Below are 26,493 nucleotides of genomic sequence, written 5' to 3'. Positions count from 1 at the left end.
GGGAGGCACGACGAGGCGGTAGATAGTGCTCTGAGGCACTGCTCATAGATAACAACTGTTGCGCAACCTTTGGGCGCTGCCCAGGAGGTGGTGCCGGGAAATGCGTGCATCAAGGCACCCGGCGCAAGGGATCACTCCTGTATGAGCCCGTTGCAAAACCGCTGGTGGTGCTTGCAGGCTGGTCGCGAGTCACGGTGGGGCGTTGGTTCCAGGCGGCGCGGCATTGCTGTAACGCCCATGCTTGCCGTGGGCGGGCATGGCCTGGTTGCCGCGTTGCGCGATCATCTGCTGCAGGCTGACCAGTTCGACGCCTTGTGCCCTGAGCTGGGGGATCTCCCGCTCCAGCACTTGCAGGGTTTGTGGATAAGGGTGGCCGATCAGCACCGCCGAACCCTGCTTGCGGGCAAGCTCCACACCCAGGCGCAGTTGCCCGGCAATGGCCTCGGGTGTGCGCACGTCATCGAGGAACACGTCCCGGGAGACATGCGCCAGCCCCTGCGCCTGTGCCTCGGCGGCCGCCACGGTGGCGGCACTGGTGCGGCTGTCGACGAAGAACAGGTGGCGACGCTGCAGTTCACCCATCAACCAGGCCATGGGCTGGCGCTGGGCGGTCATACGGCTGCCCATGTGGTTGTTGATACCGGCGGCGTAGGGCACCTTGGCCAGGGCGGCGTCCAGGCGTCGGCCCAGCTCGTCGAGGGCGATGCCGGGGTGCCAGGCGTAGGGCCCGGTGGCCGGGTCCATGGGCATGTGCAGGATCACCGTGCGCCCGGCCTTGTGGGCCTGGCGGGCGAAGTCGGTGGCGTGCGGGGTGTCGGGCATGATCGCCATGGTCACCGGGCCGGGCAGGGCGAGGGTGCGGCTGTCGCGTTCGCTGCTCTGGCCCAGGTCGTCGATGATGATGCTCATGTAGGCCTTGGCCGGGGCCGCTTGCGCGACGCCGGCCAGCAGGAAGAACAGCAGGGACAGCAGATAACGCATGGTGGGTATCAGTCACCCTTGGTGATGTTCAGGCCCTTGAGCAGGCTGAGGGCCTGGCTGAGCTGGAAGTCGTTGTCCTGCGGGCGATCCTTGCGCTTGGCGCTACCGGTCGGCCGATCAGCGCCGCCGTTGCCGTTGCCCAGGTGGCCCTGCAGATCGGCTTCCTTGAAGTTGTCGGTGTCGGCTTCGGCGGTGAGCTTGGCCGGCCGTACTTCGATGTCCGGGACAATGCCCTGGGCCTGGATCGAGCGACCATTGGGGGTGAAGTACAGCGCGGTGGTGAGCTTCAGTGCACGGTCGTTGGCCAATGGCAGCACGGTCTGCACCGAGCCTTTGCCGAAGCTGTCGGTGCCCATCAGCACGGCGCGTTTCTGATCCTGCAGGGCGCCGGCGACGATTTCCGAGGCCGAGGCGCTGCCGCCGTTGATCAGTACCACCAGTGGCACGCCTTCGCTGGCATCGGCCGGGTCGGCGGAGTAGCGCAGCTCGGAGTTGGCGATGCGGCCCTTGGTGTAGACAATCAGGCCCTTGGTGAGGAAGTGGTCGGCCACTTCCACGGCCGACTGCAGCACGCCGCCGGGGTTGTTGCGCAGGTCGAGGACCACGCCGCGCAGTTTCTTGCTGTTGTCCTTGCGCAGCTTGGCCAGGGCCTTGCCCACCTCGTCGCCGGTCTTGACCTGGAACTGGGTGATGCGGATGTAGCCGTAGTCGTTCTCCAGCAGCTGGCTCTTGACGCTCTTGACCTGGATCACCGCACGGGCCAGCGTCACGTCGAACGGCGTGCCGCCGTCGCGCACCAGCGTCAGGGTGATCTTCTCGCCGATCTTGCCGCGCATCTTGTCCACGGCCTCGGTCATGGTCTGGCCGCGGGTCGGCGCGCCGTTGATCTTGACGATCAGGTCACCGGCCTCGATACCGGCGCGGGAGGCAGGGGTGTCGTCGATGGGTGAGACCACCTTGACGAAGCCGTCTTCCATGCCCACTTCGATGCCCAGGCCGCCGAACTCGCCGCTGGTGCTTTCCTGCAGCTCCTGGAAGTCTTCGGGGCCGAGGTAGGCCGAGTGCGGGTCGAGGTTGCTGAGCATGCCCTTGATGGCGTTTTCCAGCAGGGTCTTGTCGTCGACAGGTTCCACATAGGCCGCCTTGATGCGGTCCATGACCTCGGCGAAGGTACGCAGCTCTTCCAGCGGCAGGGGCGCCTTGGCGGTCACCTCGGTGGCCGGCACCGCGGCCTGCTTGGCCACTGGCTTGGCCGGTTCGGCGGCAATTGCCAGGGGCGCGCCGATGACCAGGGCGATGGTCAGGGCCAGCTGGGTGAGGCGAGGCGAGTGCAGCATGTCGAACGAACTCCTGATCCTGTTGGTGCTCCCGCTGGGAGCATCGGCGTCGCTGTTTCGTGGGCGGCGCCGTAAAAGTAGCACTAACTAACCGCGACACCATTGCGCGGGGTCGGTGGGCTGGCCCTGCTGGCGAATCGCGAAGTACAGGCCGGCGCTGTCCTGGCCGCCACTGTCGCCGACCGTGGAGATGGCTTCGCCGGCCTTGACGATGTCGCCGGCGCTCTTGAGCAGGCTCTGGTTGTGGCCGTACAGGCTCAGGTAGCCATTGCCATGGTCGAGAATGACCAGAAGTCCAGCGCCGCGCAACCAGTCGGCGAACACCACCCGCCCGCCATGCACGGCGCGCACCTGGGTGCCTGCACTGGCACTGATCATCACCCCGTCCCACTTGGCCCGCGCGTCACCGCCGCGGGTATCACCGAAGCGTGCCAGTAATCGACCGTTGACCGGCCATGGAAGTTTTCCGCGGGCGGAAGAAAATGCGCCGCCATAGCTGGCCGTGTCGCTGGACACCACCGGGCCGAGGGTAGTGCGGGCCTTCTTCGGGGCTTCCTCGGGTTCCTGGCTGCGAGCCGCGGCGGCCAGGGCCTGTGCCTTGCGGCGCTGCTCCTCTTCCTGTTTGGCCAGCAGGGCCCGCTGGCGGGCCTCCTCGGCCTCGCGCGCCTGGCGGGCGAGGGTTTCCTCGATGGTCTTGAGCACTTTGCTCAGGTCGGCCTGGTCCTGCTCGCGGCTCTGCAGCTTCTGGTCGCGCGCCTTCATGTCGCTGCTGAGCTTGGCCAGCACCTGCTGGCGCTTGTCGCGTTCGGCGACCAGGGCCTGGCGCTGCGTGTCGAGCTCGGCACGTTGTGCCAGCAACTGTTGCTGGTGGCCGGCGATGTCCTGCTCGACGTTGGCCAACTGGCGCAAGGTCTCGTTGAAGGTGCGCAGCTGGTCCATGCGCGCTTTGCTGAGATAGTCGTAATAGGTGAGGGTGCGGGCGAACTTCTCGGGATTCTGCTGGTTCAGCAGCAGCTTGAGGTATTCCTCGCGACCGTTGTTCTGGTAGGCCGAACGGGCCTGGATGGCAATCAGGCGTTGCTGTTCAACGCGGGCGCTCTGGAGTTTTTTTTTCTCGTGGTCAAGGCGCTCCAGCTCGCCCTCGGTCTTTTTTAGTTCTTGCTGCAGTGCCTCCACCTGTTTTTCGAGTTTGCCGATATCGGTCTCGGTGGCCTTGAGGTCTTTCTGCACGCCAGACTTCTCCTCCTGGAGCTTGCCCAGCATCTTTTTCAGCTCGGCGATGTCCTGGCGGGTGGCGTCCAGCTGTTGTTGGGTCTGTGCGCGCTCATCGGCAGCGAAGGCCGGGGCAAGCAGACATGACAGGGCGAGTAGGAACAGGGCGCGGAGCATGGGGTTGGGCGTACCAGGGATGGAGACTGGCCTAGTATGCCCGCGCAGGCGTGCAAAAAAAACGCCCAGCGGCGTGTGCGGCGGGGCGTTGGTCTGGAATTCAACTGTTTTGGGGGCCGCAAGGCGGCCCCACTGCATCGATCAGGCGTTGATCAGGATCGAGGTGCCGGTCATCTCTGCCGGTTTTTCCAGCCCCAGCAGCTCGAGCATGGTCGGCGCCACGTCTGCCAGCACACCGCCGTCACGGACTTTCACGAGGCGCTTGCCGACATAGATGAACGGCACCGGCTCGGTGGTATGGGCGGTGTGCGCCTGGCCTGTGCACTCGTCTTCCATCTGCTCGACGTTGCCGTGGTCGGCGGTGATCAGGGCTTCGCCGCCGACCTTGTCCAGCGCCTCGACGATGCGGCCGACACAGCCATCCAGCGCCTCCACGGCCTTGACCGCGGCATCGAACACACCGGTGTGGCCGACCATGTCGCCGTTGGCGTAGTTGACCACGATCACGTCATATCGCTGCTGCTCGATGGCCTCGACGATACGGTCGGTGACTTCCGGCGCGCTCATTTCCGGCTGCAGGTCATAGGTGGCAACCTTCGGCGACGGGATCAGGATGCGTTCCTCGCCTTCGAACGGCTCTTCGCGCCCGCCCGAGAAGAAGAAAGTGACGTGGGCGTACTTCTCGGTTTCGGCGATGCGCAGCTGGGTCTTGCCGTTCTTCGCCAGGTACTCGCCGAGCACGTTGTTCAGGCTGGCCGGGGCGAAAGCCGCCGGGGCCGGGATTTTCGCCGAGTACTGGGTCAGGCCGATGTACGCCGCCAGCTTGGGCAGGCGCGCGCGCGGGAATTCGTTGAAATCGGGTTCGACGAACACGCGGGACAGCTCGCGGGCGCGGTCGGCACGGAAGTTCATGAAGATCACGGCGTCGCCGTCTTCGACCTTGACCGCCTCGCCAATGCGGGTTGCCTTGACGAACTCGTCGCTCTCGTCACGGGCGTAGGCCGCTTCAAGCCCGGCCACGGCGGTCGCTGCGGTGTATTCGGCGGCGCTGTCGACGATCAGGTTGTAGGCGGCGCTGACGCGGTCCCAGCGGTTGTCGCGGTCCATCGCGTAGTAGCGGCCGATCAGGCTGGCGATACGGCCCTTGCCGAGCTTGGCGAAGGTGGCGTCGAGCAGTTCGATGGACGACTGCGCGCTGCGTGGCGGCGTGTCGCGGCCGTCAAGGAAGGCGTGCAGGTAGATCTTCTCGGCGCCACGCTGTGCGGCCAGCTCGGCCATGGCGATCAGGTGGTCCTGGTGGCTGTGCACGCCGCCGTCGGAGAGCAGGCCGAGGATATGCACGGCCTTGCCGGCGCTGGCGGCCTTGTCCACCGCGCCGCCGAGCACGGGGTTTTCGAAGAACTCGCCGTCACGGATGGCCTTGGTCACCCGGGTGAAGTCCTGGTACACCACGCGGCCGGCACCGAGGTTCATGTGACCGACTTCCGAGTTGCCCATCTGCCCGTCGGGCAGCCCCACGTCCATGCCGGAGCCGGAGATCAGGCCGTGCGGCTGGGTGGCGCGCAGGCGGTCGTAGACCGGCGTGTTGGCAGCGAAGATGGCGTTGTATTCGGGGCTTTCGCTGTGACCGAAGCCATCCAGGATGATCAGGACCAGGGGTTTAGGCGTACTCGTCATCAATCAAACTCACGGTTGTTCAAAGATGATAAAGACACGCATTTTAGGGCAAATCCGCCAGCGACGGCGAATATTCGTCCCATTGCCCGACCAGCGCGGTCAGGCATGCAACATGAAGGCGCGTTTGCCGCAAGCCCAGTGGGCTTTGGCGGTCATGGGGGGCTGTGTATACTGGCCGCCATTTTCAATCGCCTGGAACACCCCTGATGGTTGCTCACCTGATTCAATTCGCGACAGATCACTTTATCCTGGTGGCCATTTTCGTCGTCCTGCTGGTCCTGCTGCTGGTCAATGAAGTCCGCCGTGGCGGCCAGAGCCTGAGCAACGGCCAGCTGACTGCCCTGGTCAACGCCGACAAGGCCCTGGTGATCGATATCCGTACCGCCAAGGAATACTCGGCCGGGCATATCGTCGGCGCGCTGAGCATGCCGCAGGACAAAGTGGCCGGCCGCATGACCGAGCTGGAAAAACACAAAGACAAGACCCTGATCGTCGTCGACGCGATGGGCCAGCAGTCCGGCACCCTGTGCCGCGAACTGCTCAAGGCTGGTTACACCGCCGCCAAGCTCAGCGGTGGCGTTTCCAGCTGGAAAGCCGATAACCTGCCCCTGGTGAAGTGATATGAAGCCCGTCATCGTCTATTCCAGCGACTACTGCCCCTACTGCATGCGCGCCAAGTACCTGCTCGAGAGCAAGGGCGTGGCGTTCGAGGAGATCAAGGTCGACGGCAAACCCCAGGTTCGCGCCGAAATGAGCCAGAAGGCCGGCCGTACCTCGGTGCCGCAGATCTGGATCGGCAGCACGCACGTCGGTGGATGCGATGACCTCTATGCCCTGGAGCGCGCGGGCAAGCTCGACGCGCTGCTGGCGGCCTGATTCGCACTGCATTCAAGAACATTAGGAAAAGGATCTGCCATGACTGACCAACAGAACAACGGCGCTGGTGCTGAAGAAACCGCACCACAATTCTCCCTGCAGCGCATCTACGTGCGCGATCTGTCGTTCGAGGCTCCGAAAAGCCCGCAGATCTTCCGCCAGCAGTGGGAGCCGAGCGTATCGCTGGACCTGAACACCCGCCAGAAAGCCCTGGAAGGCGACTTCCACGAAGTGGTGCTGACCCTGTCGGTGACCGTCAAGAACGGTGACGAAGTCGCGTTCATCGCCGAAGTGCAACAGGCCGGCATCTTCCTGATCGCCAACCTCGATGCCGCTTCGATGAGCCACACCCTCGGCGCGTTCTGCCCGAACATCCTGTTCCCGTACGCCCGCGAGACTCTGGACAGCCTGGTGACCCGTGGTTCGTTCCCGGCGCTGATGCTGTCGCCGGTCAACTTCGACGCCCTGTACGCGCAAGAGATGCAGCGCATGCAGGAAGCCGGTGAAGTGCCGACCGTGCAGTAATTTCTGCCGGTAAAGAAAAAGGCGACCTTCGTGGTCGCCTTTTTCATGTCTCTTGCTGGTGACAGGGCTCGAGCGGCGAGCACATCAGCTTCCGGCAAACCCCTGCTGGCGCCATGCCTCGTACACCGTCACCGCCACGGTGTTCGACAGGTTCAAGCTCCGGCACCCCGGCCGCATCGGCAGGCGCAGGCGTTGTTCGGCAGGCAGGCTGTCCAGCACCTCTGCCGGCAGGCCACGACTCTCGGGGCCGAACAGGAAGGCGTCGCCGGGCTGGTACTCGACCTCATGGAACGGGTGCGAGCCTTTGGTGGTGAACGCGAACAGCCGAGGCTGATTCAGGCTTTCCAGGCATTCGGCCAGGCTTTGGTGGCGCTGTAGCGTGGCATACTCGTGGTAGTCCAGCCCCGCGCGGCGCAGGCGCTTGTCGTCCAGTTCGAAGCTGATGGGCTCGATCAGGTGCAGGGCGCAGCCGCTGTTGGCGCACAGGCGGATGATGTTGCCGGTATTCGGCGGAATTTCTGGTTGAAAAAGGATGACGTGAAACATGCACGGCTCCAAGCGTGAAGATGACGAGCATTCTACCCCCGAACCCGACCCGCGTTCGAAGGCCTGGCCGCGGGTGCTGCTGTCGCTGGCGATCTTCGGCATGCTCGTGGGCCTGATGATCGGCCGGCTGACGGCGCCCGAGGAGCGGGTGCTGGAGCAGGTCGAGGTGGTGCAGGGCGGGCTGGACCTGTGGTTCAACGAAGAGCCGCAACTGCATGGCGAGAATGTCGAGGGGACCGTGGCGGTTGTGTTCCAGGCTGAGGGAAAGGCCGCGCGTGGCCAGTTGATGCTGCAGGGCAAGCCGGTGGGCTGGCGTTTGCAGAAGAGCGAGGAAGGCTTGCTGTTGACGCTGGTCGCTGCGCGCCCCCTGCGCGGCGAATGGGCCGGCGCGCAGGAGGCGGGGCGGTGGCGGGTGCAGGTTAGGCTGCACGAATAAAAGAGGGGATATCCCGGCCTGCCTGTACCGAGGTCCCCAAAACTGGAGGTACTGGATACTTAGCAGGGAGCGTGCCAGGTCTTGCAGGCCCTAGAATGCGGTGTTCCGGCAATTTTCGAGGGTTTTGAAGGCTAGTCTGCCTTGTGCTGGTGCATGCGGCACAGCAACGGTGCAGCTCGGACCTGATAGTTTTGCCAGTTTCGGCCACTGCCAGCCTTGGTTAACGTTCTGCTCATGAATCATGGTCCTGTGGGAGGGATTGTTCATGAGCCACTTGCCGATGCTCGATCACCAGCGATCATCTTTCGGTGGGAGTTCCTACTCCAGGGCGTATACGCCATACGGTGCCGCTGCATTTGCAGAAGGCCCGACTCTCGGCTTCTGCGGGCAGCTCTGCGAAAGACCGATGGGCACCTATCAGCTAGGCAACGGCTACCGTTGCTATTCTCCAACCGCATTGCGCTTCCTGTCCCCGGATCGCTTCAGCCCATTCGGTAGAGGGGGGCTTAATGCATATGGCTATTGTGGTGGTGATCCAGTCAATCGGAGCGATCCAGGCGGTGGCTGGTGGGGGCTGGTGAGGGATGCCATCCTTTCGGGCCTTGTCTTCCAGGATGGGGCAAGGGATTTGCACAAAAGCCTCGGGAACAGGAGGGAAGTGCAGGCGAAGAAGGTTAACTCAGTTGATCACCGTGTCTTGAATGAAGTTGCCCCCACGGTGACTAGGCTCAGCGTCGATAGTAGTGAGGTTGCCCTGGGAGGGCTTGCGTTTGCCACCAATGTGCTTCAGCTGGCTGGAGTGGCAGTGAATCCTGTGGTGGGTAGTGTTGCGTCGTGGGTAGGTTTCGGGCTCTGGGGAGCGAAGAAAGTTGCGCAATATCGTGAGGCAAGGCAGGCGCAAAATTCTTTGCACTATCTGACGCTGAGTAGTGTGAAACAAAAACAGAAAATTCCTGCGCTGTTCGGGCAAGTGAGGGAGGCAATAAACGCCAGCAAGGACTCGGATCTGTCTGATGTAGTGATACAGCAGGCGCACGATGAAATTCTTCAGATTGCTGGTGAACTAAGACGCATGAACTAAGCCGATCTATTGCCGCTTTATGTCTGTTGCGCTCTATTGGCAGTTGAACCGCCAACCCGTCGGGTTCATGTGTTGCTTACGAGAGGGCCATGATTGGCCCTCCCTGGTTTGCAGCGGGTCGATGCTCAGTGGTCTTCGCCCTCATCCTCATCGGAGCCATCCACCTTCATCCCCAACTCCTTGATCTTGCGCGTCAGGGTATTGCGCCCCCAGCCCAACAACAGCGCCGCATCGCGACGTCGCCCGGCGGTGTGCTTGAGCGCTGTCTCGATCATGATCCGCTCGAAACTGGGCACGGCGCTGTCCAACAGGTTGGTCTGGCCGCGGGCCAGGGCCTGGTCGGCCCACTGGCGCAGCGCCTGTTCCCAGTTGGTCACCGGCGCTGCGTCCTGGGGCAGGTTGAGCAGCTCCGGCGGCAGGTCGCCGACCAGCACTTCGCGGCTGGAGGCCATCACGGTGATCCAGCGGCAGGTGTTCTCCAGCTGGCGCACGTTGCCCGGCCAGGGGAGGTTGCGGATGAACTCCTCGGTCTCCGGCTTGAGCAGCTTGGGTTCCACCGCCAGCTCCTGGGCGGCGCGGCCGAGGAAGTGGCGGGCCAGGGCCGGGATGTCCTCGCGCCGGTCGGCCAGGCGCGGGATATGGATGCGGATCACGTTGAGGCGGTGGAACAGGTCTTCACGGAACTTGCCGGCCTGCACCAGGGACTCGAGATTCTGGTGGGTGGCGGCGATGATGCGCACGTCCACCTTCACCGGCACATGGCCGCCGACCCGGTAGAACTCGCCGTCGGCCAGCACTCGCAGCAGACGGGTCTGGGTGTCGGCGGGCATGTCGCCGATCTCGTCTAGGAACAGCGTGCCGCCGTCGGCCTGCTCGAACCGCCCACGACGCAGGTTGGCGGCGCCGGTGAAGGCGCCCTTTTCATGGCCGAACAGTTCGGATTCCATCAGGTCCTTGGGGATCGCCGCCATGTTCAGGGCAATGAACGGCGATGCCGCACGCGGGCTGTGGCGGTGCAGGGCATGGGCCACCAGCTCTTTGCCGGTACCTGACTCACCATTGATCAGCACGGTGATGTTGGAGTGGCTGAGGCGGCCGATGGCGCGGAACACCTCCTGCATCGCCGGTGCCTCGCCGATGATCTCGGGGGTGCGGGCCAGCGCCTGGGGCACCTCCAGCGCCTGCTGCTCCTGGGCGTGCTGGTTGGCGCGCTTGACCAGCGACACCGCTTCGTCGACATCGAACGGCTTGGGCAGGTATTCGAAGGCGCCGCCCTGGTACGACGCCACGGCGCTGTCCAGGTCGGAGTGGGCAGTCATGATGATCACCGGCAGCCCAGGATGCTGGTCGCGGATCTGGGCGAGCAGGTCGAGGCCGCTGGCGCCGGGCATGCGGATATCCGAGATGATCACGTCCGGTTGCTGGCGGGCCAGGCGGCCCATGACGCCGTCGGCGCTGTCGAAGCTCTGGGTGGTCATGCCTTCCTGCTGCAGGGCCTTTTCCAGGACCCAGCGGATGGAACGATCATCATCGACGATCCAGACGGTTTCACTTCGGCTCATGGGGCAGTGGCTCCTTGTTCCAGGGGCAGGTAGATCGAGAAGGTGGTATGGCCGGCGTGGCTTTCACATTCGATCAGGCCCTGGTGCTGGCTGATGATGTTCTGGGTAATGGCCAGGCCCAGCCCGGTGCCGTCCGGGCGGCCGCTGACCATGGGATAGAAGAGCGTGTCCTGCAGTTCCGCGGGGATGCCGGGGCCGTTGTCTATGATCTCGATCCGCGCCACCAGGCGGTGGCGCACATGGCCGATGGTGAACTGGCGCACGGCGCGACTGCGCAGGGTGATGCGGCCAAGGCGCAGTTCGTTCTGCCCGCCGATGGCCTGCATGGCGTTGCGTACGATGTTGAGTACGGCCTGGATCATCTGTTCGCGGTCGATCAGCACGTCCGGCAGGCTTGGGTCGTAGTCGCGCACCAGGGTGATGCCGCCTTGGCTTTCCGCCTCGACCAGGCTGCATACCCGTTCGAGCACTTCGTGGATATTGGTCATGGACAACGACGGCAGCTTGTTCGAGCCAAGCATGCGGTCGACCAGGTTGCGCAGGCGGTCGGCCTCTTCGATGATCACGTTGGTGTAGTCGCGCAGGCTCTCTTCCGGCAGTTCGCGGGCCAGCAACTGGGCCGCGCCACGGATGCCACCCAGAGGGTTCTTGATCTCGTGGGCCAGGCCGCGCACCAGCATCTTGGTGGTCTCCTGCTTGCTCAGCTGGGCCTCTTCCTTGGTGATGCGCAACAGGCGATCGCGTGGGTGCACCTCCAGCAACAGCAGGGTCTGGCCCAGGTGTAGGATTGGGGTGACGGCATAGTCGACGGTGATGGTCTGTCCGGTCAGCGAGGTCAGCTGCGCTTCACGCTTGGTGAACGGGTGCGCCTGCTCCACCGCCTGGCGCAACGAATTGAGCGCCTCGGTCGATTCGGTGAACAGCTCGCTGATGAACTGCCCGTGGCTGCGCTGGCCGCTGACGGCCAGCAGCATTTCCGCGGCCGGGTTCATGTACTCCAGGCGCAGTTCGGCATTGAGCAGCAGCGTGGCTGTGGTCAGGTTGTCCAGGAGCAGACGGTGCTGTGCATCGCTGATGGTCATAAGGCGTCGTTGACCTCTTTTGGCACAGTGGCGCCCAAGGGCTCTGGCCTGGGGCGCGCACGGAAGAGTGCTGGATGCAGTGAAAATGCAAGAACCAAACCAAGGCTCCGAAAAGAAGCGGAAATTCCGGACAAAGACCTGGAATTGCGCGAATTCGAGCCAGAAAGCTTTGATTTATAGATTCTTGTGACCCAAATTGGGATGCATGATGGGGCGTGTCGCTCAGTCATGCACCAATATGGAGCATAGGGTGGTCAGCGCATTTTGCACAGCTGGGCGCTGGCGCGAACCAGGGCGAGGTGGCGCGTGGTGTCCTGGGCGCGTTGCTGCAGGGCGTCGGCCAAGTGGTTGGCGCAATTGTCCGCCGGGGTCTGGTCAAAGCGGGCGAGGGCGCTCAGCAACTGTTCCTGCAGCAGGTCCAGTTCCGGACGCACGTCGCTGGCCAGGTCGCGGCGTGGCAGGGCTGGCGCTTGTCGGGCGCGATGCCAGGTGTCGAGCAGGTGGTACTGCAGGAGCTTGTTGGCTTCGATCTGGTCGGCAAAGAAGGCCTCGACGCGTGCCGGATCCAGGTGGTGGGCGACGGCGGCCTGGCGTGCGCCTAGCAATACCTGGTGCTCGCGGGCGCTGGCCTGCACGGGTTGCTGGTGATCCCACTTGTGCAGGGCGACCGCTTCGGCCAGATCCAGGCGCCGGTCGATGGTGGCAAGCAACTGATCCAGGGTTGGCGTGACGCTCGGTGAGGTGGCACAGCCGAATAGGGCGAAGCAGCAGGTCAGTGCGAGGGTGGTTGCACGCATGGCGATCTCCTTGGGAATTCAGCCTCGAGTGTCGCCTTTGGCATTGTGGCGGCTAATAGGTGTTGTCCGATGATGCGGGTATGAAAAAGAAACGGCCTCCCGAGGGAGGCCGTCCTGATGTCATCGACGCGGGGCGCCGATCATATCAGCAGCTGTAGTACAGCTCGTATTCCAGCGGGTGCACGAAGGTGCGGACCTTGATCTCTTCTTCGCTCTTCAGCTCGATGAAGGCATCGATGAAGTCGTCGGAGAACACGCCGCCCTTGGTCAGGAACGCACGGCCCTTGTCCAGCTCTTCCAGGGCTTCCTTCAGGCTGCCGCAGACTTGCGGGATTTCCTTGGCCTCTTCAGGCGGCAGGTCGTACAGGTTCTTGTCGGCGGCATCGCCTGGGTGGATCTTGTTCTGGATGCCGTCCAGGCCTGCCATCAGCAGGGCGGCGAAGGCCAGGTACGGGTTGGCCGACGGGTCCGGGAAGCGTGCTTCGATACGGCGGGCTTTCGGGCTGCCGACGTAAGGAATACGGATCGAGGCGGAACGGTTGCGCGCCGAGTAGGCGAGCATTACCGGGGCTTCGAAACCTGGGACCAGACGCTTGTAGGAGTTGGTCGACGGGTTGGTGAAGCCGTTCAGGGCCTTGCCGTGCTTGATGATGCCGCCGATGAAGTACAGGGCGGTATCGGACAGGCCGGCATAGCCTTCGCCGGAGAAGGTGTTCTTGCCGTCTTTCCAGATCGACATGTGCACGTGCATGCCCGAACCGTTGTCGCCATACAGGGGCTTGGGCATGAAGGTGGCGGTACGGCCGTAGGCGTCGGCAACGTTGTGCACGACGTATTTCAGGGCCTGTACTTCGTCAGCTTTCTTCACCAGGGTGTTGAACTTGACGCCGATTTCGTTCTGGCCGGCAGTCGCCACTTCGTGGTGGTGAACTTCGACGGTCTGACCCATTTCTTCCAGGGCGTTGCACATGGCGGTGCGGATTTCGTGGTCGTGGTCGAACGGCGGAACCGGGAAGTAGCCGCCTTTCACGCCCGGACGGTGGCCTTTGTTGCCGCCTTCCACGTCAGCGCCGGTCATCCACGAGCCTTGCTCGGAGAAGATCTTGAACATCGAACCGGAGATGTCCGAGTGGAACTTCACTTCGTCGAAGATGAAGAACTCAGGCTCGGGGCCGGCGAATACGGTGTCACCGATGCCGGTGCTCTTCAGGTACTCTTCGGCGCGCTTGGCGATGCCGCGCGGGTCACGATCGTAGCCCTGCATGCTCGACGGGTCGACGATGTCGCAGGTGATGATCAGGGTCGGTTCTTCGGTGAACGGGTCCAGCACGGCGGTTTCGTCGACCGGCATCAGGATCATGTCGGAGGCTTCGATGCCTTTCCAGCCAGCGATGGAGGAGCCGTCGAACATCTTGCCGACTTCGAAGAAGTCTTCGTCCAGGCCATCGCGCGCCGGCATGGTCACGTGATGCTGAATGCCCTTGGTGTCCGTGAAACGCAGATCAATCCACTTGACGTCATGATCTTTGATGAGTTGAACCGACTTCGACATGTTGTCCTCCGGATGGTCTAGGGCGCAGTTGGCCGCTGCCCTGGAAATAAGGGTGTCGCTGGGCGCGGATAGTCGGCCAAGCTTACCTGCCTCACAAGGGAGCAAATTGCATGCCAGTGCCCGAAAATGGCGAGGGTGGGATAAAAGAGGGCGTTGGCGGGCGTTTGCCAAGGTGGCGCTGATAAAGAGTGCACCCATAAGATGCGCTTTTCAGGAGTGCTGCACCATTATGGTGCTCGACTGAATCGAAGCTTCATCGCGGGGCAAGTCGCATCGGCGCACCGCCGCTCCCACGGGTGCGTGCGCGATAAATCCAACCTCTGTACAAAAGTTGGTCAAAAGCTGAGCAATTTCCGCTATAATTCGCGCCCCTCATTTTCGGTAGGCCCTGGGCGCGCTGTTAAACCAATGAAACTTATCGTCAAAGTCTTCCCAGAAATCACCATCAAGAGCCGGCCGGTGCGCAAGCGCTTCATCCGCCAGCTCGCCAAGAACATCCGCAACGTGCTCAAGGACCTTGATCCCGAGCTCGCGGTTGATGGTGTCTGGGATAATCTTGAGGTGGTCACCCGCGTCGAGGACGAAAAGATCCAGCGCGAAATGATCGAGCGCCTCACCTGCACGCCGGGTATCACCCACTTCTTGCAGGTCGAGGAGTATGCACTGGGCGATTTCGACGACATCGTCGCCAAGTGCAAGCACCACTTCGGCCATCTGCTGGCCGGCAAGCGCTTCTCGGTGCGCTGCAAGCGCGGCGGTCACCACGACTTCACCTCGATGGACGTCGACCGCTACGTCGGCAGCCAACTGCGCCAGCAGTGCGGTGCAGCCGGCATCGACCTGAAGACGCCAGAAGTCGTGGTGCGCATGGAGATCCGCGACCAGCGCCTGTACGTGATCCACAACCAGCACAACGGCATCGGCGGCTACCCGCTGGGCGCCCTGGAGCAGACGCTGGTACTGATGTCCGGCGGCTTCGACTCCACCGTGGCGGCGTACCAGATGATGCGCCGCGGGCTGATGACCCATTTCTGCTTCTTCAATCTCGGTGGCCGTGCCCACGAGCTGGGCGTGATGGAAGTGGCCCATTACCTGTGGAAGAAGTACGGCAGCAGCCAGCGCGTGCTGTTCATCAGCGTGCCGTTCGAGGAAGTGGTCGGCGAGATCCTCAACAAGGTCGACAACAGCTACATGGGCGTCACCCTCAAGCGCATGATGCTGCGCGGCGCCGCGCACATGGCCGACCGTCTGCAGATCGACGCGCTGGTCACCGGCGAGGCGATCTCCCAGGTGTCGAGCCAGACCCTGCCGAACCTGTCGATCATCGACTCGGCCACCGACAAGCTGGTGCTGCGCCCGCTGCTGGCCAGTCACAAGCAGGATATCATCGACCAGGCCAGCGAAATCGGCACAGCCGACTTCGCCAAGCACATGCCCGAGTATTGCGGCGTGATCTCGGTGAACCCGACTACCCATGCCAAGCGTCACCGCATGGAGCACGAAGAAAAGCAGTTCGACATGGCCGTGCTGGAGCGCGCCCTGGAGCGCGCCAAGTTCATCTCCATCGACCATGTGATCGATGAGCTGGGCAAGGACGTCGAAGTCGAGGAAGTGGCCGAGGCGCTGCCAGGCCAGATCGTCATCGACATTCGTCACCCCGACGCCCAGGAAGACGAACCTCTGGTGCTCGAAGGCATCGAAGTCCAGGCCATGCCGTTCTACGCCATCAACAGCAAGTTCAAGCACCTGGACCCCACGCGCCAGTACTTGCTGTATTGCGACAAGGGTGTGATGAGCCGTCTGCACGCACACCACCTGCTCAGTGAGGGACATGCCAATGTGCGTGTTTATCGTCCGACATAAGACGCCAGGGCTGTATGGCGGCAGCATCCGCCATCGCCCTCCCGACCATCGGGCCCGCTGAGCCGTAAACCGTACATATTGGCCGCCTACACTGGCGGCAACCGAATCCTCTGATCGAGATACAGTTGTGATCGAAAATCTGCGTAACATCGCCATCATCGCCCACGTTGACCATGGTAAAACCACCCTGGTCGACAAACTCCTGCGCCAGTCCGGCACCCTGGAGCGTAACGAGCTCAACGACGAGCGCGTCATGGACTCCAACGACCAGGAAAAAGAGCGCGGCATTACCATTCTGGCGAAAAACACCGCCATCAACTGGAACGGCTACCACATCAACATCGTCGACACCCCCGGCCACGCCGACTTCGGTGGCGAGGTTGAGCGTGTAATGTCGATGGTCGACTCCGTGCTGCTGCTGGTCGACGCCCAGGACGGCCCGATGCCGCAAACCCGCTTCGTGACCAAGAAGGCTTTCGAAGCTGGCCTGAAGCCAATCGTCGTGATCAACAAGGTCGACCGTCCGGGCGCGCGTCCTGACTGGGTTCTGGACCAGATCTTCGACCTGTTCGACAACCTCGGCGCCACCGACGAACAGCTGGACTTCAAAGTCGTCTACGCCTCGGCCCTGAACGGCATCGCAGGTCTCGACCACACCGCCATGGGCGAAGACATGACCGCCCTGTACCAGTCGATCGTCGACAACGTACCGGCGCCGGACGTTGATCGTGAAGGCTCGTTCCAGATGCAGATCTCGGCACTGGACTACAACAGCTTCCTCGGCGTTATCGGTGTTGGCCGTATCGCCCGTGGCCGCATCAAGCCGAACACCCCGGTTGTTGCCATCGATGTCGACGGCAAGAAGCGTAACGGCCGTATTCTGAAGCTGATGGGCCACCACGGCCTGCACCGCGTCGACGTCGAAGAAGCCCAGGCTGGCGACATCGTCTGCATCAGCGGTTTCGACGAGCTGTTCATCTCCGACACCCTGTGCGCCCCGGATGCGGTAGAAGCGATGAAGCCGCTGACCGTCGACGAGCCGACCGTTTCGATGACCTTCCAGGTCAACGACTCGCCGTTCTGCGGCAAGGAAGGCAAGTTCGTCACCAGCCGTAACATCAAGGACCGTCTGGACAAGGAGCTGCTGTACAACGTGGCCCTGCGTGTCCAGGAAACCGATTCCCCTGACAAGTTCAAGGTATCGGGCCGTGGTGAGCTGCACCTGTCGGTACTGATCGAAACCATGCGCCGTGAAGGCTTCGAGATGGCCGTAGGCCGTCCTGAAGTGATCATCCGCGAAGTCGACGGCGTCAAGCAGGAGCCGTTCGAGAACGTCACCATCGACATCCCTGAAGAAGCCCAGGGCAAGGTCATGGAGGAGATGGGTCTGCGTAAAGGCGACCTGACCAACATGGTCCCGGATGGCAAGGGCCGTGTGCGCCTGGAGTACAACATCCCTGCTCGCGGTCTGATCGGTTTCCGTAACCAGTTCCTGACCCTGACCAACGGTGCAGGCATCCTGACCTCGATCTTCGATCGCTACGACACCATGAAGTCGGGCCAGATGTCCGGCCGCCTCAACGGTGTACTGGTTTCGGTCGAGACCGGCAAGGCACTGACCTACTCGCTGGAAACCCTGCAGGCGCGCGGCAAGCTGTTCGTCGAGCACGGCCAGGAGATCTACAACGGTCAGATCATCGGCCTGAACAGCCGTGACAACGACCTGGGCGTGAACCCGACCAAAGGCAAGAAGCTCGACAACATGCGTGCTTCGGGCAAGGACGAAGTCATCGCCCTGGTACCGCCGGTTCGCCACACCCTGGAACAGGCCCTGGAATTCATCCAGGACGACGAGCTGTGCGAAGTCACGCCGAAGTCGATCCGTCTGCGCAAGAAGATCCTGGACGAAGGCGAGCGTACCCGCGCTGCCAAGAAAGCCAAGAACTGAGTTAGCTCAGGCTGAATGAAAACGCCCCCGGTCGAAAGACCGGGGGCGTTTTTGTTTGTGTGTCTTTTGCCGCATGTTGCACTTGAAGCACTTGCTCACGAACCAGGTTTGGCAGGGCTTTGCCCGAGCATTAGCCTGACGCTTCGGTGTGGCTGAGGTGTGTATGAAAGGCAAGGGATGGCGGGAGCATCTGGCGGCGGGAACAATCGAGGTAGCGGGCGAACCATGGTGCTTGCAGCACCTGCGTGCGCATTCTCATGAAGTGCAACTGCCGGGTTCGGGCGTGCAACCCTCCATTACGGTGATGCTGCGCCTTGAGTATTCAAGCCATTGCGTGAGCCGCGGTGCCGGACAAGGGCTCGCGCTGGATTTCGACAGCATCGGTCTGGACAGTTTGGTAATAGATCATCGAGGGATCTACCGAGCGTTCTGCCCGACGCGGCATGGGCTGTCGTTGCAGCTGCCCGCCATCATGTGCGGCCTGGCCGACCGCCAATGTCTGTTTACCGGGCACAGTAATTGGCTGACGTTGGAGGGCAATCAGTTCGGCTTCCCGGAAGGCAGCCATTATGAGGTGTATTTCAATATGCGTCGTGAGGCAGCCAGAAGCCTCAGGATTTATGTCGAGAGTGCCTATGTGCGGGATGTTGGCCATGCAGCGCGCAGTCAAAGCCGCTTCAAGCGACATGAAAAGATCAAAGGCTGGTTGCTGATGCTCAAAAAGCTGAGGAACGAGCCCGTTCGCAGGCCCATACGCCACTGAGCGGCCCCCCAGAAATACGAAACCCCCAATGAAGGGGGTCGTATCGCGGATGCCCTTAGGGATTGATCCCTTCAACCGGCACGGCCGGAACCAGGTGGCGGCGTCATGACACCTTCCAGAAGGAAAGCTCCGTACGTATCAAGACAGCTCAGATTCTATGGGGTTGATCGCAGAGCGTCAACGCCCGACCACCTTGGGCTTGTAAGCGCAATACCCCGGCCGCGGCCCGACCTTGGGGTGGTTGCGGCAAGTGTCCGGGCGCTTGTCGTAGATGGTGCACAGGCGGCTCTTGCGATCCAGGTACATGCAGTCATCGTTGCTCATCCGGGTCAGGGTGAAGATCCCCGACTTCTGGTTGAAGCGCTCGATGATGCCTTCCTTCTGCAGGCGTTTGGCCACGTTCTTCGGCGGCTCGTCTTTCTCGAATTCATCCACCACGCCAATGCGGATCAGATCCTTGATCTTCACCTCCACCGGCAGGGTGCAGCAGGTCGAGTGGCAGCCACCGCACATGTGGCTGGCATAGCGCTGCCAGGTCTCCAGGCGGTCGACTTCGGCGGCGGCGATCAGGGTCGTTTTCATGGTTATGGGGTGAATCACGGTCTTGGGGCGCGCGATCATACCGGAGTTGTTCAATTTGTGAACAACCTTTTGCCCGATTCTCCTGGCGGTTGATGAAAACCGCGAACGCTCGCTGTCGCTGTGTGTCAGAGCGTCTAGGCTGAACACTCTCCCTGCGCTTTTGCCTACTTGCCCGAGGATGCCGCATGTCCCAGGAAAACAAGGCCCGTGAGGCCAAAGCTCATCCCGACGAGGTGGCCGCGTTCCGCGCCGCCGTGCTGGCCAAGCTGACCTACGCCGTTGGCAAAGACCCGGAACACGCCTTCGACCACGACTGGTTCGAGGCTATTGCCCTGGCTGCCCGCGACCATATGGTCGACCACTGGATGGATCACACCCGCCAGGCTTACCGCCGTAGCCAGAAGCGGGTGTATTACCTCTCCCTCGAGTTTCTCATCGGCCGCCTGCTGTACGACAGCCTGAGCAACCTCGGTTACCTGGAGATCGCCCGCGAGGCCCTCGAAGGGCTGGACGTCGACCTGGAGCGCATCCGCCTGCTCGAGCCCGACGCGGCGCTGGGCAACGGTGGCCTCGGGCGCCTGGCGGCGTGCTTCATGGAGAGCATGTCGACCCTGGGTATTGCTGCCCATGGCTATGGCATTCGCTACGAGCATGGGTTGTTCCGCCAGGCGGTAGTCGATGGCTGGCAGCAGGAACAGACCGAGAACTGGCTGGATTTCGGCAACCCTTGGGAGTTCGAGCGGGCGGAGGTGATCTACCCGATCAGTTTCGGTGGCAGCGTCGAGACCGTGCAGGAAGGCAATGGCCAACAGCGTCAGGTCTGGTGGCCGGGCGAGACGGTGCGGGCGGTGGCCTACGACACGCCGGTGGTCGGCTGGCGCGGCTCCAGCGTCAATACCCTGCGCCTGTGGCGTGCCCGGGCGCTGGAGGAGCTGCACCTGGAGCGCTTCAACGCCGGCGACCACCTGGGCGCGGTGGCCGAGGTGGCCCGCGCCGAAAGCATCTCGCGGGTGCTGTACCCGGCCGACAGTACCGAGGCGGGGCAGGAGTTGCGCCTGCGCCAGGAGTACTTCTTCGTTTCGGCCTCGCTGCAGGACCTGCTGCGGCGCCACCTGAACATGCACAAGGACCTGCTCAACCTGCCGGACGCCGCGGCCATCCAGCTCAATGACACCCACCCGTCGATTGCCGTGGCCGAGCTGATGCGCCTGCTGGTCGACCAGCACGAAATCCCCTGGGACAAAGCCTGGGCGCTGACCGTCGGCACCCTGGCCTACACCAACCACACCTTGTTGCCCGAAGCCCTGGAAACCTGGCCGGTGGCATTGATGGAGCGCATGCTGCCGCGGCACATGCAGATCATCTACCTGATCAATGCCTACCATATCGACGCACTGCGGGCCAAAGGCCTGCACGACTTCGACGTGCTGCGCGCGGTGTCGTTGATCGAGGAAGACAATGGCCGCCGGGTGCGCATGGGCAACCTGGCGTTCCTCGGCTCGCACAGCGTCAACGGCGTGTCGGCGCTGCACAGCAAGCTGATGAAAAGCACGGTGTTCGCCGAGCTGCACAAGCTCTACCCGCAGCGGATCAACAACAAGACCAACGGCATCACCTTCCGCCGTTGGCTGTACCAGGCCAATCCGCCACTCACCGCGATGCTGATCGAGGCGTTGGGCCCCGAGTTGCTGGACGACCCTGAGGGCAAGTTGAAGGGGCTGGCGCCGTTCGCCGACAAGGCCACCTTCCGCAAGCAGTTCGCCGCCCAGCGCCTGCACAGCAAGCGCGCCCTGGCCAGCATCATCCAGGACCGGATCGGCGTGACGGTCAACCCGGAGGCGCTGTTCGATGTGCAGGTCAAGCGCATCCACGAGTACAAGCGCCAGTTGCTCAATCTGCTGCACACCGTGGCGCTGTACCAGGCCATCCGCAACGACCCGAGCACCGACTGGGTGCCAAGGGTGAAGATTTTCGCCGGCAAGGCTGCGGCCAGCTACCACCAGGCCAAGCTGATCATCAAGCTGGCCAACGACATCGCCCGGGTGGTCAACAACGACCCCACCGTGCGCGGCTTGCTCAAGGTGGTGTTCCTGCCCAACTACAACGTCAGCCTGGCCGAGAGCATCATCCCGGCGGCGGACCTGTCCGAGCAGATTTCCACGGCCGGCTATGAGGCCTCCGGTACCAGCAACATGAAGTTTGGCCTCAATGGCGCGCTGACCATCGGCACCCTCGATGGCGCCAACGTCGAGATGTGCGAGCAGGTAGGGGCGGAGAACATGTTCATCTTCGGCCTGACCGCGCAGCAGGTGGAGGCGCGCAAGCGCAGCGGCGACTTTGGCGCCGCGTCGGCGATCGCTGCCTCCCATCGCCTGGGCGATGTGCTGCAAGCGATTCGCAGCGGGGTGTTCTCGCCTGATGATCCGGCGCGCTATGCCGGGTTGGTGGACGGGCTGATCGCCTACGACCGCTTCCTGGTGTGCGCCGACTTTGATGCCTACTGGGACGCCCAGCGGCGGGTCGAGGAGTTGTGGCATGCGCCGCACGACTGGTGGCGCGTGGCGGTGCTGAACACGGCGCGGATGGGTTGGTTCTCGTCGGACCGGACCATTCGCGAGTATGCCACCGAGATCTGGAAGGCGCTGGATTGAGCCGGGTCCATCACGGGGCCCCCAGCTGGATCTGCGTGGGAGCGGGCTTGCCCCGCGATGGGGCGTTCAGCCGACCATCGGCCGGCCCGCTGCTGAACCTAACCCCTTCCAGCGAGTCTCTTTGCTCGCTAGCCCGTCACTCTCCCTGTAAACTGCGGGGGTTTTTCTCCCCCTTTCCTTTTCGGAGCCATACATGTCCCGCGTTACCCTGAGTCGCTATCTGATTGAGCAGACCCGCAGCAACAATACCCCTGCCGATCTGCGCTTCCTGATCGAAGTGGTGGCGCGTGCGTGCAAGGAGATCAGCCACCACGTGTCCAAGGGCGCCCTGGGCGGCGTGCTGGGCAGCATGGGCACCGAGAACGTCCAGGGCGAGGTGCAGAAGAAGCTCGACGTGATTTCCAACGACATCCTGCTCGAAGCCAACGAGTGGGGCGGTCACCTGGCCGGCATGGCCTCCGAAGAGATGGACAATGCCTACCAGATCCCGGGCAAATACCCCAAAGGCGCCTACCTGCTGGTCTTCGACCCGCTGGACGGCTCGTCGAACATCGACGTCAACGTCTCGGTCGGCACCATCTTCTCGGTGCTGCGTTGCCCGAACGAATACCTGAGCCAGAACGAAACCCTGAACGAGAATGCATTCCTGCAGCCGGGTACCGAGCAGGTTGCCGCCGGTTATGCGATCTACGGCCCGCAGACCATGCTCATCCTCACCCTGGGCAACGGCGTCAAGGGCTTCACCCTGGACCGCGAGCTGGGCAGCTTCGTCCTGACTCACGAAAACATCCAGGTACCGGCCACCACCGCCGAGTTCGCCATCAACATGTCCAACCAGCGCCACTGGGAAGCCCCGGTGCAACGCTACGTGGGCGAGCTGCTGGCCGGCGAGACCGGGCCGCTGAAAAAGAACTACAACATGCGCTGGATCGCCTCGATGGTGGCCGACGTGCACCGCATCCTGACCCGTGGCGGCCTGTTCATGTACCCACGCGACGCCCGCGAGCCGAGCAAGCCGGGCAAGCTGCGCCTGATGTACGAAGCCAACCCGATGTCGTTCATCATCGAACAGGCCGGCGGCGCCTCCACCAACGGTTACGAGCGTATCCTCGATATCAAGCCGGAGAGCCTGCACCAGCGCGTGTCGGTGATCCTCGGCTCGAAGGAAGAGGTCGAGCGCGTCACCGCCTACCACAAGGAGTAAGTCATGCTCGCACCTTGGCAGCCGTTGCTGGAGTGGTGGTTCGGTTGGGGCACAAGTGCCCAGGCCGTGGCTGACGAGAAGAACACGCTGTGGTTCGGCAAGCATCACGACGCCGATGCCCAGGCGCTGTTCGGCGACCTGGTCGAGCAAGCCCTGGCGGGCGGGCTCGACGAGTGGCAGCAGAGCCCCCAGGGCTGGCTCGGCTTGCTGATCCTGTTGGATCAGCTGCCGCGCATGATCCACCGCGACACGCCGCGTGCCTTCGAAGGCGACCGGCGTGCCCAGGTGGTGGCCATGCAGGGGTTGCAGAAGGGCTGGGATTACCAGCTGCTGCCGATCCAGCGGGTATTCGTGTTGCTGGTGCTGGAGCATGCCGAGGTGCTGGACTGGCAGAACCTGTGCGTCGAGCGTTACCAGACCCTGCTGGGCGAGCAACCGGAGGCCAACCGCAGGTTGTTCGAAGGTTTCCTCGATTATGCCGAGCAGCACCAGCGGGTGATCGCCCGCTTCGGGCGCTTCCCGCACCGCAACCTGGTGCTGAACCGCCCGAGCACCAGTGAAGAGATGGACTTCTTGCTGGAGCCTGGGTCCCGCTTTTAAGGCCTGTGACAGGGCGTGGGAGCGGGCTTGCCCCGCGATAGCCCATCGCGGGGCAAGCCCGCTCCCACGCCGCTTGCTCAGATCCTGAAGCTGCCCACCAGATGCTTCAACCGCTCGACCTGATGCTCAAGGTCGGTGCAGGCCCGCAAGGTGCTCTGCAGGTTCTGCACCCCTTCCTGATTCAGCGTATTGATTTCGGTAATGTCGACATTGATCGACTCGACCACGGCCGTCTGCTCTTCGGTGGCGGTGGCCACCGACTGGTTCATGCCGTCGATCTCGCCGATGCGCTGGGTGACGCTGCCCAGGCGTTCGCCGGCCTGGTTGGCGATGCCCACGCTGCGGTCACTGTGCTGCTGGCTCTGGTTCATAGTGCTGACCGCCACCTGGGCGCCGGCCTGCAGCTCCTCGATCAGGCGCTGCACCTGCTGCGCCGAATCCTGGGTGCGGTGGGCCAGGTTGCGCACCTCGTCGGCCACCACTGCAAAGCCGCGTCCGGCTTCGCCGGCACGGGCCGCCTCGATGGCCGCGTTGAGCGCCAGCAGGTTGGTCTGCTGCGAAATGCCGCTGATCACATCGAGGATCTGGCCGATGTTCGCCGTATGGTTGTTCAGCGTCTCGATGTTGCCGCTGGCATCGCTGATGCGCGCCGACAGCTGGTTCATCACGTCGATGGTTTCGCCGACCACTTGCTGGCCTTCCTCGGCCAGGCCGCGGGCGGCGCTGGAGTGCTGTGAGGCAAGGGCGGCGTTCTGGGCGATTTCCTGGGCGGCGGCGCCGAGCTGGTTGATCGCCGCGGCGACACTGCTGGTGCGGCTGGACTGCTGGTCGGCGTTGTGGATCGAGGCGTTCGAGGCGCTGACCACCTGGCCGGCCACGGCATTCACCTGGCCGGTGGCCGAGGCCACTTCGCGGATCGATTCGTGGATGCGCTCGACGAAGCGGTTGAACGACTGCGCCAGGCTGCCGAACTCGTCCTGGGCGTGGATGGCCAGGCGCCGGGTCAGGTCACCTTCGCCTTCGGCGATGTCGCGCATGGCGCGGCCCATGACGTGCAGCGGTTCCATCAGCACGCGGATAAGCAAGCCGAGCAGGGCGATGATCACCACCACCGCGATCAGTGTCGCCACCACGGCCGAAGTGCGCAGCTCGCCGAGCATGGCGAAGGCCGCGTCCTGGTCCAGCACCAGCGCCACATACCAGTCTGCCGACGGCACGCCATCGACGTGGGTGAAGCTGATGAACTGTTTGCGACCCTCGACCTCCACTTCCTTCAGGCCGCTGCCGATGCGCAGGTTGCTGCCGGGGTAGACCTCCGCCAGGGGCTTGAGCGCCAGTTCGCCCTTGGGGTGGATGAGCACCTTGCCCTCGCCGTTGACGATGAAGGCGTGCCCGTGGCCGCCGAAGTCCAGGGTGTTGATCAGGTTGCTGATGGTCTGCAGGTCGGTGTCGACACCGCTTACGCCGATCATGCGCCCGCCTTGTTGCACCGGAGTGGCCAGGGTAATTACCAGCTTGCCGGCCGAGACCGAGATATACGGTTCGGTGACGATGGTCTGGCCCGCTGCGCTGGCCGCCTTGTACCAGCCGCGCACGCGCGGGTCGTAGTCGGCGGCGCGGTTGCCTACTGGTACCGACTGCATGCTGCCGTCCTGGCCGCCGAAGTAGGTGAGGATGAAGTTGCCGCCATACACCGGCAACGCCAGGATGCGCTCGAGGCTGCTCTTGGCTGGGCCGTCGACGGCGATCTGCTGGGCCACCGAATTCACCAGCTGGATGCGGCTGTCGAGCCAGGTGCGGATGTTGCCAGCGGTGAGGTTGCCCAGCGCCTGCAGCGTCGACTCGGTGTCGCTGCGCAGCGACTGACGTTGTCGGTAGTCGTTGAACAGGACGAAACAGGTGAAGGCGACGGCCACCACCAGGGCGGCGGCCAGCAGGATCTTGTGGCTGAACTTGAGGTTCTTGGTCATTTTTCTTGGAATCTGCGCACGGGCACGAAGGGGAGGGGTGCGGCAAAAGGCCACACCACCGCTCTATGTCGACGCGCAGATATAAAACATTAATCGTTTGCGCGCCAGGCGACCAACGGTGCACAACGAAACCTCCTCGGCCAGGGAACCGAGGAGCCTTTTTCCCTTCTAAGCTCCCTGCAGGTCCTCGTGCCTGTGTATCCATCTCCAGGAGTGTCCCTTCATGTCGTTGCGTTCCCTCGCCCTGTTGTCCTTGTGCGTCGTCCTGACCGCCTGCAGCAAGATCAACCAGGAAAACTATTCCAAGCTCAAGGCCGGCATGAACAAGGCCGAGGTCGAGCAGTTGCTCGGCACGCCTACGGAGTGCTCGGGTGCGCTGGGCATGAGCAGCTGCACCTGGGGGGACGAGAAGAGCTTCATCAGCGTGCAGTACGCGGCGGACAAGGTCCTGATGTATTCCGGGCAGGGCCTCAAATGAGGCATCTGCACCTGCTGCTGGGCGTGTGCCTGGTGATGCTGCTGGGTGGCTGCGCCACCTCGGCCACCGACCCGCTGGCGCCGAAGACCGCAGGTGCGGTCGACCTCAAGCGTTACCAGGGCAAATGGTTCGAGCTGGCGCGCCTGCCAATGAAATACCAGGACGGCTGCGCCCAATCCGAAGCCCATTACAACCTCAAGCCCGACGGCACGGTCGGCGTGCTCAACCGTTGCCGTACGATGGGCGACGAGTGGCTGCGTGCCGAGGGCCATGCCACGCCGCAGCAGGCGGGCCGCACCGACAAACTGTGGGTGGAGTTCGACAATTGGTTCACCCGCCTGGTGCCCGGGGTGGCCAAGGGGGACTACTGGATCCTGTTCGTCGACGAGCGCTACCGTACGGCGATCGTCGGCAGCCCGGATCGCAAGTACCTGTGGATTCTTTCTCGCACGCCTTCGTTGCCGGCCTGGGAGCGCGAGAACCTGCTGGCCAAGGCGCGGCAGCAGGGCTTTGATACCAGCCGGCTGATCTGGCGCACGCCCGACAAGAGCATCGTCGCTCGCCATTGAACACGCAATCGCGGGGCAAGCCCG

General features: G+C 63.1%; 24 protein-coding genes and 1 pseudogene. 13 read left to right on the top strand and 12 right to left on the bottom strand.

What is annotated here, in order from left to right:
* Positions 1-189: 189 nt before the first annotated feature.
* The 4 genes from ABZO33_RS00820 to gpmI form a co-directional block, all read right to left on the bottom strand.
* Positions 190-981, bottom strand: a complete 792-nt coding sequence (locus ABZO33_RS00820) for a divergent polysaccharide deacetylase family protein (RefSeq protein WP_414534476.1) — start codon at positions 979-981, stop codon at positions 190-192.
* Positions 982-989: 8 nt separating this feature from the next.
* Positions 990-2,318, bottom strand: a complete 1,329-nt coding sequence (locus tag ABZO33_RS00815) for a S41 family peptidase (RefSeq protein ID WP_414534475.1) — start codon at positions 2,316-2,318, stop codon at positions 990-992.
* Between the two features lie 87 nt (positions 2,319-2,405).
* Positions 2,406-3,707, bottom strand: coding sequence for a murein hydrolase activator EnvC family protein (locus tag ABZO33_RS00810; protein WP_414534474.1), 1,302 nt, complete (start codon positions 3,705-3,707; stop codon positions 2,406-2,408).
* A gap of 141 nt (positions 3,708-3,848) precedes the next feature.
* Complete coding sequence (gpmI, locus tag ABZO33_RS00805) at positions 3,849-5,384, bottom strand: 2,3-bisphosphoglycerate-independent phosphoglycerate mutase (protein WP_414534473.1); 1,536 nt, start codon at positions 5,382-5,384, stop codon at positions 3,849-3,851.
* 206 nt (positions 5,385-5,590) lie between these two features.
* Between gpmI and ABZO33_RS00800 the strand changes: the two genes are divergently transcribed.
* Genes ABZO33_RS00800 through secB form a run of 3 tightly spaced genes read left to right on the top strand, consistent with a single transcriptional unit; the run spans position 5,591 to position 6,785 of the window.
* The gene (locus ABZO33_RS00800; protein ID WP_414534472.1) at positions 5,591-6,004 is read left to right on the top strand and encodes a rhodanese-like domain-containing protein; all 414 of its coding nucleotides are present in this window, start codon (positions 5,591-5,593) and stop codon (positions 6,002-6,004) included.
* A gap of 1 nt (position 6,005) precedes the next feature.
* Positions 6,006-6,260 (top strand): glutaredoxin 3, encoded by a 255-nt coding sequence (gene grxC / locus ABZO33_RS00795; RefSeq protein WP_003249204.1) that lies wholly within the window; start codon positions 6,006-6,008, stop codon positions 6,258-6,260.
* A gap of 39 nt (positions 6,261-6,299) precedes the next feature.
* Complete coding sequence (secB, locus tag ABZO33_RS00790) at positions 6,300-6,785, top strand: protein-export chaperone SecB (protein ID WP_023628821.1); 486 nt, start codon at positions 6,300-6,302, stop codon at positions 6,783-6,785.
* An 84-nt stretch (positions 6,786-6,869) separates the two neighbouring features.
* Here secB and trmL read toward each other — a convergent pair whose 3' ends face one another.
* Positions 6,870-7,331 carry a tRNA (uridine(34)/cytosine(34)/5-carboxymethylaminomethyluridine(34)-2'-O)-methyltransferase TrmL gene (gene trmL, locus ABZO33_RS00785; RefSeq protein ID WP_031314454.1) on the bottom strand — a complete coding sequence of 154 codons (462 nt, stop codon included), beginning with the start codon at positions 7,329-7,331 and terminating at the stop codon, positions 6,870-6,872.
* Between trmL and ABZO33_RS00780 the strand changes: the two genes are divergently transcribed.
* Both ABZO33_RS00780 and ABZO33_RS00775 read left to right on the top strand, forming a co-directional pair.
* Positions 7,330-7,767: a hypothetical protein gene (locus tag ABZO33_RS00780; RefSeq protein ID WP_046853884.1), complete on the top strand. Its 438-nt coding sequence runs from the start codon at positions 7,330-7,332 to the stop codon at positions 7,765-7,767. The genes trmL and ABZO33_RS00780 overlap by 2 nt on opposite strands.
* 265 nt (positions 7,768-8,032) lie before the next feature.
* On the top strand, positions 8,033-8,848 hold the full coding sequence (locus ABZO33_RS00775) for an RHS repeat-associated core domain-containing protein (RefSeq protein WP_414534471.1): 816 nt from the start codon (positions 8,033-8,035) through the stop codon (positions 8,846-8,848).
* A 125-nt stretch (positions 8,849-8,973) separates the two neighbouring features.
* On the opposite strand, the gene ntrC is transcribed toward ABZO33_RS00775, so the two are convergent.
* The 4 genes from ntrC to glnA all read right to left on the bottom strand — a co-directional run bounded on the left by ntrC (position 8,974) and on the right by glnA (position 13,841).
* Positions 8,974-10,410 carry a nitrogen regulation protein NR(I) gene (ntrC, locus tag ABZO33_RS00770; RefSeq protein ID WP_414534470.1) on the bottom strand — a complete coding sequence of 479 codons (1,437 nt, stop codon included), beginning with the start codon at positions 10,408-10,410 and terminating at the stop codon, positions 8,974-8,976.
* Positions 10,407-11,492, bottom strand: coding sequence for a nitrogen regulation protein NR(II) (gene glnL, locus ABZO33_RS00765; RefSeq protein WP_414534469.1), 1,086 nt, complete (start codon positions 11,490-11,492; stop codon positions 10,407-10,409). The genes ntrC and glnL overlap by 4 nt, the downstream gene beginning before the upstream one ends.
* A 254-nt stretch (positions 11,493-11,746) precedes the next feature.
* On the bottom strand, positions 11,747-12,289 hold the full coding sequence (locus tag ABZO33_RS00760) for a chorismate mutase (RefSeq protein ID WP_414534468.1): 543 nt from the start codon (positions 12,287-12,289) through the stop codon (positions 11,747-11,749).
* A gap of 145 nt (positions 12,290-12,434) precedes the next feature.
* Positions 12,435-13,841, bottom strand: coding sequence for a type I glutamate--ammonia ligase (gene glnA, locus ABZO33_RS00755; protein WP_023628815.1), 1,407 nt, complete (start codon positions 13,839-13,841; stop codon positions 12,435-12,437).
* 408 nt (positions 13,842-14,249) lie between these two features.
* Here glnA and thiI point away from each other — a divergent pair, with 408 nt between their 5' ends.
* From thiI to ABZO33_RS00740, 3 genes are all read left to right on the top strand, one after another.
* The gene (gene thiI / locus ABZO33_RS00750) at positions 14,250-15,704 is read left to right on the top strand and encodes a tRNA uracil 4-sulfurtransferase ThiI (protein WP_414534467.1); all 1,455 of its coding nucleotides are present in this window, start codon (positions 14,250-14,252) and stop codon (positions 15,702-15,704) included.
* Between the two features lie 127 nt (positions 15,705-15,831).
* Positions 15,832-17,652, top strand: a complete 1,821-nt coding sequence (gene typA / locus ABZO33_RS00745) for a translational GTPase TypA (protein ID WP_414534466.1) — start codon at positions 15,832-15,834, stop codon at positions 17,650-17,652.
* A 163-nt stretch (positions 17,653-17,815) separates the two neighbouring features.
* Positions 17,816-18,415 (top strand): hypothetical protein, encoded by a 600-nt coding sequence (locus ABZO33_RS00740; protein WP_414534465.1) that lies wholly within the window; start codon positions 17,816-17,818, stop codon positions 18,413-18,415.
* A 177-nt stretch (positions 18,416-18,592) separates the two neighbouring features.
* On the opposite strand, the gene ABZO33_RS00735 is transcribed toward ABZO33_RS00740, so the two are convergent.
* Complete coding sequence (locus ABZO33_RS00735; protein ID WP_016712459.1) at positions 18,593-18,997, bottom strand: YkgJ family cysteine cluster protein; 405 nt, start codon at positions 18,995-18,997, stop codon at positions 18,593-18,595.
* A 185-nt stretch (positions 18,998-19,182) separates the two neighbouring features.
* On the opposite strand from ABZO33_RS00735, the gene ABZO33_RS00730 reads away from it, so the two are divergent.
* From ABZO33_RS00730 to ABZO33_RS00720, 3 genes are all read left to right on the top strand, one after another.
* Positions 19,183-21,648 (top strand): glycogen/starch/alpha-glucan phosphorylase, encoded by a 2,466-nt coding sequence (locus tag ABZO33_RS00730; RefSeq protein WP_414534464.1) that lies wholly within the window; start codon positions 19,183-19,185, stop codon positions 21,646-21,648.
* Positions 21,649-21,841: 193 nt separating this feature from the next.
* Positions 21,842-22,852 carry a class 1 fructose-bisphosphatase gene (locus ABZO33_RS00725; protein ID WP_414534463.1) on the top strand — a complete coding sequence of 337 codons (1,011 nt, stop codon included), beginning with the start codon at positions 21,842-21,844 and terminating at the stop codon, positions 22,850-22,852.
* Positions 22,853-22,855: 3 nt separating this feature from the next.
* Complete coding sequence (locus tag ABZO33_RS00720) at positions 22,856-23,452, top strand: DUF924 family protein (RefSeq protein WP_414534462.1); 597 nt, start codon at positions 22,856-22,858, stop codon at positions 23,450-23,452.
* Positions 23,453-23,529: 77 nt separating this feature from the next.
* Here the strand turns inward: ABZO33_RS00720 and ABZO33_RS00715 are convergent, their stop codons facing one another.
* Together ABZO33_RS00715 and ABZO33_RS00710 are read right to left on the bottom strand one after the other, a co-directional pair.
* Entirely contained in the window at positions 23,530-24,318 is a 789-nt protein-coding gene (locus tag ABZO33_RS00715) for a methyl-accepting chemotaxis protein (protein ID WP_372241261.1), read from the bottom strand.
* Between the two features lie 66 nt (positions 24,319-24,384).
* Positions 24,385-25,422 (bottom strand): annotated as a pseudogene (locus ABZO33_RS00710) (cache domain-containing protein); the annotation flags it as partial.
* Between the two features lie 223 nt (positions 25,423-25,645).
* Here ABZO33_RS00710 and bamE point away from each other — a divergent pair.
* Both bamE and ABZO33_RS00700 read left to right on the top strand, forming a co-directional pair.
* On the top strand, positions 25,646-25,900 hold the full coding sequence (gene bamE, locus ABZO33_RS00705; protein ID WP_079230016.1) for an outer membrane protein assembly factor BamE: 255 nt from the start codon (positions 25,646-25,648) through the stop codon (positions 25,898-25,900).
* The gene (locus ABZO33_RS00700; protein ID WP_414534461.1) at positions 25,897-26,469 is read left to right on the top strand and encodes a lipocalin family protein; all 573 of its coding nucleotides are present in this window, start codon (positions 25,897-25,899) and stop codon (positions 26,467-26,469) included. The genes bamE and ABZO33_RS00700 overlap by 4 nt, the downstream gene beginning before the upstream one ends.
* Positions 26,470-26,493 lie beyond the last annotated feature (24 nt).

This window comes from Pseudomonas sp. CAM1A, assembly GCF_047501685.1.
Lineage (GTDB): Bacteria > Pseudomonadota > Gammaproteobacteria > Pseudomonadales > Pseudomonadaceae > Aquipseudomonas.
Note: the sequence above shows the minus strand (reverse complement) of the source record. Positions and strands in the feature narration are given on the sequence as shown.